The organism is Butyrivibrio sp. VCD2006 (assembly GCF_000423925.1).
Lineage (GTDB): Bacteria > Bacillota > Clostridia > Lachnospirales > Lachnospiraceae > Butyrivibrio.
The window spans coordinates 15,605-26,535 of the sequence record NZ_KE384112.1 but is presented as its reverse complement, the minus strand read 5'-3'; the positions used below and the strand labels follow the sequence as shown (position 1 = coordinate 26,535).

Here is a 10,931-nt window from a genome sequence, read left to right as displayed (position 1 = left end):
TAAAATATCGTCGTGGTCACAAGAAAGCAATAATAGCAATCGCCAGAATGATGATGGTCTGCATATATCACATGGTGAAAGATAAGAAAACTTTTACTCCATGCGATTATAAGGAATTGATGGATCCTAATGATCATCCTCACAAAGTTGTTTTAAATGATGCCAACGTATTTGAGTATCTGAAAACTCAGGGTTACGATATTTCTTCATTGGTTAAAAGCAACGATAACTGATGAATGATTTCCTATATGATCAACCTGTCAGAGAGACGGGAAATCTCGTCCCTCTAATTTAAGTCGGTTTCATCCGCTACTTATTTTTCACTCTTTTTCCTTCCATAAAGAACTAATTAAGAGGTGCTTTCATGAGCCTCAAAAGATATAATAACGCATTTTTATATACTTTACTATAAAAATATGTAGCGAAGAAGGTATGCTTATCAATGACATCCATTCTGAACTAAGAAAGAGAGATGACTTGATACCAAATATAAGATTCAATTTGTTCACGAGTATATCCGCCGGAAATATTTATTTCTTTGGCTGGTACTCGTAAAAAACCATGCTTATCATAAAATCTTAGTGCTCTCAAGTTATCTTCTGCAACGCACCAGTACACAGCTTTTAGCCCATATTCATCGAAGGCCTTTTGTAGCATTTGATCCATGGCCCATATAGAATAGCCTTTGCCCATCGCAATTTTTCTAATTGTTATAGCAAATTCAGCCTCTGAATCTGTGATATGCTTCAGGCTAACAGTACCCATATAGGTATCTTCTTCGTCAACAATGGCCAAATGAAGATTTTCATTTGTGCAACTGCTTTGGATGAATGCTATACAATCATCTATTGTCTTGGTTGTAAAATCTGTCTGCAATTTTGATACTACAAAACTATCATGCATCCATTCGAGCATTAGTTCTGCATCTTTAATTTCTAAATGTCGAAGTTTCATAGTGTAAATCCATTTATTGCTTCAATAACATATCCTATCTCATCATCGCTCATCCCATAATACATAGGCAAACTAAGCTCTGTTTTACTAATCTCTTCTGCAATGGGAAATGATCCTTCATTATACCCAAGATCCCTGTAGCATTCCTGCATATGAATCGGGATGGGATAGTGCTTGTTGGTACCTATTCCCAAATTAGCCAGATGCTTTTCAAGCTGATCACGTCTCGCGCATCTTATAGCAAATATATGCCAAACTGGATCAGCATAGTCCGGAACCACCGGTAGTGTGATAAGCGGATTGTCGATTTCATTCAAATATCTACCGGCAATCCTACAACGCTCAGCATTCATTCTATTAAGATGCTCAAGCTTTACTGATAAGAACGCAGCTTGCAACTCATCTAATCTTGAATTATTACCTTTAAATATGTGATGGTACTTATAGTCTGATCCATAATTTCTAAGTGCCCGGATTTTATCTGCAATTGCTTTATCAGACGTAACTGTTGCCCCTGCATCCCCTAATGCTCCGAGATTTTTTCCCGGATAAAAGCTAAAGCCTGCCGCGTCACCAAAGGATCCGATGATTTTCCCCTTGTATCTGGCACCATGCGACTGTGCACAGTCTTCAATAATATATAAATGATGTTTTTTTGCCATGTCCATTATAGGATCCATATCACAGGGTTGACCATATAAATGAACAGGCATAATTGCTCTTGTTTTATTAGTAATAGCATTCTCTATCAACAAAGGATTTATGCAGTAAGTGTCCTTATCAGGCTCAACCAGTACCGGTTTAGCACCGGCATAAGTTACTGCAAGCGCAGTAGCAATAAAAGTATTTGAAGGGACAATTACTTCATCCCCTTCGCCTACCCCAAATGCCTTTAAAGGCAACATAAGTGCATCTAGGCCATTTCCGGTTCCGATACAGTATTTAGAATCACAATATTTTGCAAAAGAATCCTCAAAGCATTTATCTTCTACACCGTCAATATACCAGCTTCTCTCATAAACACGATTAAAAGCCTCTCTTAAATCTTTATCCAGTTCCCGTTCCATGGGTCTAAAACTGACAAATGGTATATCCATTTATTCTTCCGCCTTTGTCACATTAACATATTTCAGGAATTCATCATAATCCCTTATGTAATCCGCTTCGTTATATGGTTCGGAAGCCAAAACCATAAGCACAGCATCAGGAGAAAAGTCATACATTTCTCTCCACATATTGTTGGCAACATATAATCCTTCGTATGGTTTTTCAAGCGGAACCACTTTCTTTTCTCTTCCATTATCTAAAAGGACTTTACATGATCCATGTACGCAAAAAAGAATCTGCTGAAGGCTCTTATGTGCATGGTGTCCTCGTACGGCTCCCTCAACTGTACTGTACATGTAATAAACACGCTTAATTTCAAAAGGGATATCATTGTATTCTTCTAACGAAACCAGCTGACCTCTTTCATCCCCATGTGGCTGGAACACGTATTTTACGACTTGCATTGCATACTCCTCCCTTTATATGTAATCACCTTCAGTAAAAGTATTATCTTCTTATAAGCAACCGAATGTCTTTTCTGTATACCAGAAATGTGATAAAGAAAAATGTTATAACCCAGACAATCTCCAATACATAACTTGATTTAAACAAAAATCGCCATAGCAAGAAACCTATACACATGGCAATTGTAGTGAACAGAAATCTCTTTCTTACAACCATTAGTTTCATTCTTATAAGCACCAACGCGCAGATAATATCAGATATGACATAGCCTAATAAAGTTCCTATCGCTGCACCTTCCATTCCAATACTGGGAATAAGCGCAAATTTCAATAAAATGCTAATCACTGCACCAACTGAAAGAGTTGAACCTAATATCCATGACCTTTTTATAACAAGGAATTGATTTCCTGAAACCTGGAATAGCATCTGTAATAAAGGTGCAAAAAACAGATAGGGAGAAACAATATATGCCCGATGATATTCCGGTAAAAATATCAGTTTATAAAACGGCTCTGCAATAACACATATGATGGTCGTTGCCAAATAAGATATAATTCCCAAATATTCAAATACCTTGGAATTAGTTTCAACCTGGTCTTCTTCTTTCATGGTCGAAAACGCAAAATACTGCCAGCCTCCGGCAAATGCGGTATATATAAGCTGACTTGCCAATCCTAATTTTGAACCTATAGCATATATTCCAGATTCTCCGATATCCATCAACTGAGTGATCATAACACGATCAGACGAATTAAATATCCAGTAAATCAGCATATTAGGAAGTAATGGAACCCCAATCCACAATAGTTCCTTTATTAGTTTTGAATCAAAAAAACGAATTGAAAACCAATCCCGATTCAAAATATAAAATGTTATTTCCATACTGAGAGATGCTATCACTCCAGCAAGAGGTAATGCAATGACATAATAACCTGCCAAAAGCATCGGTATTGAAATAGAATATGACAATATCGGACTTATTGCATTTGTTATAAGAAATACTTTTCGTTTGTTCTGCATCCTTGTCGGCGCAGCTATTATGCTGTTTGTGGCGCCAACAAGAGTTGCAATCGCACTTATGTAAACAAGATATGCATACTCATAACTTTCGAAGAAAAAAGCTGCAATGCTCTTTCGAAAAATGATCATCAATAAAAATACTAAAACAGATGTTCCTATTGTGAAAAGGAGTGTTGTGGAGCATATTCTTTTTTTATAATCAATGTCATCTTTTTCAAAGAACAACCGATACATCGCATCATACATGCCCATGACCGCAAAATAGCTACATAGACTCACAATTGTCTGTGACATATCACTAAGTCCAAAATACTTTGAGTTTGGCATAAGCCTTGTCACTATTGGAATCATGATAAAGGGGATAATTTTGCTTATGATTCCGCCAATGCCATATATTAAAAAATTTTCTATAAACAATTTTGATTTCTTCATCAATAACTTTCAACCATATTCCTAATCGAAATAATAAAGACAGTAACTGTCAGCTTTTATATAAGGATATATATCCCATTCTATTGGCGAACTGGTAACCAAATAGCAATCCGTCATACTCATTTCAGAAATATCTTCAAGATCAATTGCCTGTACACTTTGATCAGGGTACATGAATTGATACTCTTTCAATGTACATGCAAAATCAAAGTTTTCAATTTCACTAGCAAGAAAATAAAGTGTAGAATCACTAGTTTCATCTGAAATCAACATGGCATCAAAAGACATTGCGTATCGCCATAAGTTCACCTGATCTGAGACTTCATTAGCCAAAAAGCAATTTAAACACAAAAGAAAAGTATAACAAAAAACACGAATCTTTCTTTTAGAAGAGTAAATCAGAGCGATACCGGTAACAGCCAAAACCAATATATATATACTGAGAAGCACTTTAAAGCCTGCCCAATCCATTGATGAACCAAATGCAAAATGTAGCAAACTTCCCGGCAATGTTGAACATATATGATTGAACGAGGAATCGCAATCTGCCATATAGTCAACTATATTAGGCCCCGCTGCAATAAATACAATTACCATGAAAGGCAGATATTTATAATACTTACTAAACCTCTTTTTTGAATCCATAATACCAAACAGAATCACAGGTCCAAGTGTAAAATCAAAATATCTGGAATATACAATCAAATCACTTCTCGATTTGCCATTCATTTGAACTGCAGTAAGAAAAATCATAAGAAGTGCAGAAAAAAGAACAACAAGGCGTATCCAAAAATACTTGTCTAATTCTTTTTTCTGGACTCTTACCAAAATATCAGTTAATGAAAAAGCTAAAAAATAATATGTACAGAGAACTGCAATAATCAGCTTACTAATAAAAGAACCCAATATTGTTTTAATATTCTCAATTACTCTTTGATAATATTCAGAAACAAGCCCAGCTGATATGTCATAATTATTTACATTAGACTTCTCAGAATGCATATATATCATTGATATCTGTATGTTCTTTATATAGCCTACTAAAAAATATAAGCAAACAAAAAATAATAATACAAATAATGTTTCTTTATATTTTTTATTTTTTAATAGGAAGAACATCGTAGCCGAAACAACTACTAATGCTACCGGAAGCGTTCTTTGATGCACCATTATCATATAACTGCATGTAATAGCCATCAAAGCCATTTTCCAAAATGCAACTTGTTCACTTATACTAACCATTAAGGCTATAACAGCCCACATCAGAAACGAAACCAAGGTCTCCGACCATGCAATTCGTGCTTGGGATATTGCATTAATAGTAAACACACTAAGCATAGCACCGGCAATTTGCTCCTGCGGGGTACTATTTTCTGCTATTACGGAAAAAATATACTTTGCGCATAATAGTGAGAGAATAAGAAATATGCAATTTAATATAATGGCGCAATGATAACGCAAGGCATAATCGCCTATGAACATAAGCGGGGCAATAACTACACTATATCCCATTCCATAATAGGCAGATTCAGACATTAGTGATTTCCAGTCAAATCCAGCTAAAGCTGCAGCATTTCCCCAATAGCCAAACTCATCACCTAAAACTCCAAATAATGTAGTATCATTCCAACGATATAACAAAATAAAACTAATAATGCATAGAATCCCCAAATATTCAAATAATACAATTTTGCTCACCGCTGTCTTTTTATTTGCAATCACGATTACGAAAACTAACCCCTGTCCTTAAATTTATTTAATGCCCTATATAATCCATATTCCGGTAACAATATAAATTCCCTTATACGTCTACCAATGGTCTTCTTATTATTTTTGAAAAGAGAATAGAATGCTTTGCATCTCTTAGCAAGATTCTTATACTGTTTGTATCTTTCATAAAGAATATCACAAAATACAATCTGATCATCTAGCGTCCTACTTCTATCTTCCACGGTTCCAGACGTTGAAATCCCCGTACCATACTCATAATAAATTACGTACTCAGGAAGAAAAACGTATTGTATATCATCGAGAATAATCATGATGGTTATACAATCCTCACAATATTTTATTCTTCCGGCAATTATTTCAAGGTATTTGCACAGACAATTACTCTCAAATATTTGAGAAGCCCCTGCTATCCATTCACCATAACCAATAAAATGTTTGGCAATAATTCTTTTGTTACGTTTGATGTATGGTTCAAATGTGTACGGTATGCTTTTATTTAGCAATACACGTTCATTATCACGCGTTTCGTAAAATTGCATAATTCCAAATCCCATCAAAGCATTATGCCTTTTCATCTCATTTATCATGGTATAAAGTATATGCTCATTATATAGCATATCTCCCGGGCTTATCGGCTTTATGTAAGGTCCTTTTGCAATTTTAACTGCATTATATAGGTTTATTGTTGTTCCATGATTTATATCATTATTAATAAAAAAATAGTTTGTGAACTTATTCTCATCTAAGTATTTTCTTAATCTGTCATAATATTCATGCTGCTCAGAATCCTCTGATATAATAAGCTCAAAAGTAATATTTTCTTGCTTTAATATAGAATTAACTGTTTCTATTGTCTTATTATAATCAGAATGATATGTTAGCAAGATTACACTAACATCAAATAGTTCACTCATGCCTTCCATCTCCGTCGATTTTTTCTGCATTGCAATACAAGCCATCCATAGTATACTACAAATCCATCCAAAATATAAAAACCATCTGCTGTACATAACAAGCAGATGGCTAAATAAATCCTTTGTATTTCTTAAAAAAGAGACTCCCGCATATGCGACAGTCTCCTCTATGTTTATATGATTCTTATTTATTTTGCCGGTATTTTATATGATTTGTGAAGCTGAAGGTTCTCACAATCTGGCGGTGAATTCACAAGTGAATCATTTCGTACCTTGCAGGCCGCATTTCTGCAATCCCTGCATCTGTATCCGGAATGATTCGAATACATCTTCTTACATTCCAGCGAACAGAATGCATGGTTGCTCTCCCGCGCGGTGAACAATCTTCCGCAATTCATGCAAATATTCCTAACATTGTGTGCCATAACTCTACCCTGACTTTCACTAAATGGGCATATTCTCACTATTATTATACGTTATAAGGCGCAGTAATACTCGATATTTAGGAATATTTTAGAAAAAATTTAGGAGTACTTATCCTTCACATATTTTTTAAAAGTTCTCTAACATTCTCACCAATATCACCATTAAAGCAAGCTGATCCTGCAACAATTACATTTGCTCCTGCTTCCAGCGGAATGTGAATGTTATCCTTAGTCACACCACCATCTATCTCGATATCTGTAGAAAGCCCCATGTCGCTTACAAGCTTTCTTGCTTCAGAAATCTTCTCAGTGCATTCATCCATATACTTCTGTCCACCAAACCCTGGCTCAACCGTCATAACAAGAAGCATATCTATGTGCTCCAGGTAAGGCTTTACGGCTTCCACGGGAGTCTTGGGCTTTATGGCAAGCCCGGCTTTTTTACCAAGGCTGTGGATTTTATCGATGACTTCTCTGACATCAGATGCGGCTTCAATATGGAAAGTTATAATGTCAGCTCCTGCCTTGGCAAATTCTTCAACGTACCTAATAGGTTCCTCTATCATCAAATGAACATCATAAACTTGATTCGAAGCTTTCCTGATAGATTTAAGCACCGGCAGGCCAAAGGAAATTGAAGGCACAAAAATGCCGTCCATGACATCAAAGTGCAGGTACTGTGCGCCTGCTGCCTCCGTCTCCTTTATCTGTTGTCCAAGTATCGTAAAATCTGCTGATAGAATTGATGGTGCAAGTATATTCATAGAACTTTCAACCTCTAAATTGCATACAAGTAAAAAACACAACAGCCCACATATACCATATATGTGGGCTGAGAGTCAAATCATTTAGGAATTATTTCAAAAACTCTTTTACTGAGTTGTATACACCCTCACCGTCAAGGCCATACTTCTTAACAAGATCGCCTGCTGAACCTGACTCGCCGTACTTATCCTGCATACCGATCTTCTTAACAACTGTAGGGCACTCCTCTGAAAGAACGTCACATACAGCGCTTCCAAGTCCGCCGATAACTGAGTGCTCCTCTACTGTAACAACCTTGCCTGTCTTCTTAGCTGTAGCAACTACGAGCTCTCTGTCGATAGGCTTGATTGTGCAGATGTTTACAACCTCTGCGCTAACGCCTTCAGCTGCAAGCTTCTCAGCTGCCTCAAGAGCAGCGCCTACGCCGATACCTGTAGCAATGATGCTGACATCAGTACCCTCGCGAAGAACTGTTCCCTTACCAAGCTCAAACTTGTAATCAGGTCTGTCATTAACTACAGGGCAAGCTGCACGTCCGAAACGGATGTAAACAGGGCCATCGTGCTCAGCTGCTGCGCGAACACAAGCTCTTGCCTCAATATCATCTGCAGGGCACATAACAACCATGCCGGGGATTGTGCGCATAAGTGCAAGATCCTCGTTACACTGGTGGCTGGCACCGTCTTCACCTACTGTGATTCCGGCATGTGTTCCGCCGATCTTTACATTGAGGTGAGGATATCCAACTGAATTGCGAACCTGCTCATAAGCACGTCCTGTTGCAAACATTGCAAATGTGCTGACAAAAGGAATCTTGCCTGTTGTAGCAAGTCCTGCTGCGATGCCCATCATGTTGCACTCTGCGATACCGCAGTCGATGTGGCGATCCGGGAATTCCTTCTTGAACCAGCCTGTTCTTGTTGCTGCTGCAAGGTCTGCGTCAAGTACTACTACTTTGTCGTTAACCTTTGCAAGCTCTATAAGTTCTTTACCATAGCTGTCTCTGGTAGCTATCTTCTTAACTTCGCTCATTTTAACCTCCAAAATTTTACCTCATCCGTCTGCTTCGCAGACACCTTCTCCTAAAGGAGAAGGCTTTAGTTTTATAAACTGCTTCACTCAAAAGAAAAGCTTTAGTTTTATAAACTGCTTCACTCAAAAGAAAAGCTTTAGTTTTATAAACTTCAAGCCTCAAGTGCTGCACCAATTTTCTCAAGATCTTCCATAGCCTTAGCGTACTCTTCATCGTTAGGTGCTACGCCGTGCCATGAAACCTGGTTCTCCATGAAGGATACGCCCTTACCCTTAGTAGAGTGTGCAATGATTGCTGTGGGCTGACCCTTAGTCTCTCTGGCCTCCTTGAAGGCTGCTCTGATAGCATCAAAATCATGTGCATCAATGTTGATTACATGGAAGTTAAATGCCTCAAACTTTTTGTCGATCGGGTAAGGTGAGCAAACCTCATCAACAGGTCCGTCGATCTGAAGTCCGTTGTTGTCAACGATAACTACGAGGTTGTCAAGCTTACGGAAGCCTGCGAACATAGCTGCCTCCCAGATCTGACCCTCTTCGATCTCACCATCACCGCAAAGTGTGTAGGTTCTGTAATCTTTATTATCAAGTTTTGCAGAAAGTGCCATACCGCATGCTACTGAGAATCCCTGTCCAAGTGAACCTGAAGACATATCAAGTCCGGGAAGGTACTGCATGCTGGGATGTCCCTGAAGTCTTGAACCAAGCTTACGAAGAGTCTTAAGCTCCTCTACAGGGAAATATCCGCGCTGAGCCATAACTGAGTAAAGGCCGGGTGCTGTGTGGCCCTTGGAAAGTACAAAACGGTCACGATCAGCCTTTGCAGGATCCTTGGGATCTATGTTCATCTCCTCAAAGTACAGATATGTGAAGATATCTGCTGCTGAAAGTGATCCACCGGGATGTCCGGCTTTTGCTGCATGAACAGCTGTAACTATGCCCTTGCGGACTTCGTTTGCAATTTTCTGCAATTCTTTGTTTGTCATAATTCCTCCACTTCCTTTTACAAAAAAATCTTATGAAGTTCTGCATGGTCCTGTCCGATGCTAATACCATGCAAGAATAAATCTACCATAAATAGCAATAACCGACTATCGTTTTTTTGCGCTTTTTTTCTTAAATAATGCTGTTTAGCCCCTCATCCGCCCTTCGGGCACCTTCTCCCTGAGGGAGAAGGCCTTTGTATATTTGCCTTCCCCTTGGGGGAAAGCTTTTATATATTTGCCTTCCCCTTGGGGGGAAAGCTTTTATATTTGCCTTCCCCTTGGGGGCGCAAATTGTCCGGGGGACAATTGCTCTGCGCCGACCGAAACGGAGTGAAGACAAGATGGCACGAAGTGCCGGATGAGGGGTCCTAATTACTTACCCTGACCGTAGTACGCATTAGCGCCATGCTTCCTGTAATAGTGCTTATCCTGAAGCTCCTGAGGCGCAGGCATAACTCTGGGATTAATAACCTCGCATCTATATGCCATCTTAGCCACTTCCTCAGTAACAACCGCATTGTGAACTGCTTCATGAGCATCCTTACCCCATGAGAATACGCCGTGGTTCTTGCAAAGAACAGCAGGAACGGCGATAGGATCCTTACCCATGGCATTGAACTCATTAACGATAAGATGTCCTGTATTCTCCTCGTAAGCATCCTCAATCTCATCCTTTGTAAGACATCTCACACAGGGAATTTCACCATAGAAATAGTCCGCATGGGTCGTGCCGTAGCAGGGAATTGATCTTCCTGCCTGAGCCCAGCTTGTAGCATAGGAAGAATGTGTGTGAACAACACCGCCAACTTCCTCGAAAGCCTTATAGATTTCAACATGTGTAGGTGTATCTGATGAAGGATTGAGTTTTCCCTCAACCTTATTACCATTTAAGTCCATAACTACCATGTCATCAGGAGTCATTGTCTCGTAATCAACACCACTGGGCTTAATTACAAAAAGTCCAGACTCTCTGTCGATCGCGCTGACATTTCCCCATGTAAATGTAACAAGGCCATATTTCGGAAGCAGAATATTTGCTTCATAAACCTTCTTTTTTAATTCCTCTAACATTTCCTAAACTCCTTTTTTTCCTTAGCAGTGATTACAGCAAAAGCCTTCTTTTCACTGCCCTACTACCGGCTTTTCAGCAGTGATTCTGC

At 38.6% G+C, this 10,931-nt stretch carries 11 protein-coding genes and 1 pseudogene; 1 reads left to right on the top strand and 11 read right to left on the bottom strand.

The window, feature by feature from the left end; all coding sequences use genetic code 11:
- Positions 1-233, top strand: a pseudogene (locus G586_RS26770) (IS110 family transposase); the annotation flags it as partial.
- Between the two features lie 226 nt (positions 234-459).
- Here G586_RS26770 and G586_RS24365 read toward each other — a convergent pair.
- The 11 genes from G586_RS24365 to G586_RS0121065 all read right to left on the bottom strand — a co-directional run bounded on the left by G586_RS24365 (position 460) and on the right by G586_RS0121065 (position 10,842).
- The gene (locus tag G586_RS24365; RefSeq protein ID WP_035773910.1) at positions 460-954 is read right to left on the bottom strand and encodes a GNAT family N-acetyltransferase; all 495 of its coding nucleotides are present in this window, start codon (positions 952-954) and stop codon (positions 460-462) included.
- Positions 951-2,051 (bottom strand): DegT/DnrJ/EryC1/StrS family aminotransferase, encoded by a 1,101-nt coding sequence (locus tag G586_RS0121110; RefSeq protein WP_026529291.1) that lies wholly within the window; start codon positions 2,049-2,051, stop codon positions 951-953. Before G586_RS0121110 ends, G586_RS24365 begins: the two co-directional genes overlap by 4 nt.
- Entirely contained in the window at positions 2,052-2,465 is a 414-nt protein-coding gene (locus G586_RS0121105; RefSeq protein WP_026529290.1) for a sugar 3,4-ketoisomerase, read from the bottom strand.
- A 43-nt stretch (positions 2,466-2,508) separates the two neighbouring features.
- On the bottom strand, positions 2,509-3,918 hold the full coding sequence (locus tag G586_RS0121100; RefSeq protein WP_026529289.1) for a lipopolysaccharide biosynthesis protein: 1,410 nt from the start codon (positions 3,916-3,918) through the stop codon (positions 2,509-2,511).
- A 21-nt stretch (positions 3,919-3,939) separates the two neighbouring features.
- Positions 3,940-5,640 carry a hypothetical protein gene (locus tag G586_RS0121095; RefSeq protein WP_026529288.1) on the bottom strand — a complete coding sequence of 567 codons (1,701 nt, stop codon included), beginning with the start codon at positions 5,638-5,640 and terminating at the stop codon, positions 3,940-3,942.
- Between the two features lie 11 nt (positions 5,641-5,651).
- On the bottom strand, positions 5,652-6,563 hold the full coding sequence (locus G586_RS0121090) for a glycosyltransferase (protein ID WP_026529287.1): 912 nt from the start codon (positions 6,561-6,563) through the stop codon (positions 5,652-5,654).
- Between the two features lie 188 nt (positions 6,564-6,751).
- Positions 6,752-6,988, bottom strand: coding sequence for a hypothetical protein (locus G586_RS26835; RefSeq protein ID WP_081674517.1), 237 nt, complete (start codon positions 6,986-6,988; stop codon positions 6,752-6,754).
- 116 nt (positions 6,989-7,104) lie between these two features.
- The gene (gene rpe / locus G586_RS0121080; RefSeq protein ID WP_026529285.1) at positions 7,105-7,752 is read right to left on the bottom strand and encodes a ribulose-phosphate 3-epimerase; all 648 of its coding nucleotides are present in this window, start codon (positions 7,750-7,752) and stop codon (positions 7,105-7,107) included.
- A gap of 91 nt (positions 7,753-7,843) precedes the next feature.
- On the bottom strand, positions 7,844-8,785 hold the full coding sequence (locus G586_RS0121075) for a transketolase family protein (RefSeq protein ID WP_026529284.1): 942 nt from the start codon (positions 8,783-8,785) through the stop codon (positions 7,844-7,846).
- 152 nt (positions 8,786-8,937) lie between these two features.
- Complete coding sequence (locus G586_RS0121070; RefSeq protein WP_026529283.1) at positions 8,938-9,771, bottom strand: transketolase; 834 nt, start codon at positions 9,769-9,771, stop codon at positions 8,938-8,940.
- 372 nt (positions 9,772-10,143) lie between these two features.
- Positions 10,144-10,842, bottom strand: a complete 699-nt coding sequence (locus tag G586_RS0121065) for an L-ribulose-5-phosphate 4-epimerase (RefSeq protein ID WP_026529282.1) — start codon at positions 10,840-10,842, stop codon at positions 10,144-10,146.
- Positions 10,843-10,931 lie beyond the last annotated feature (89 nt).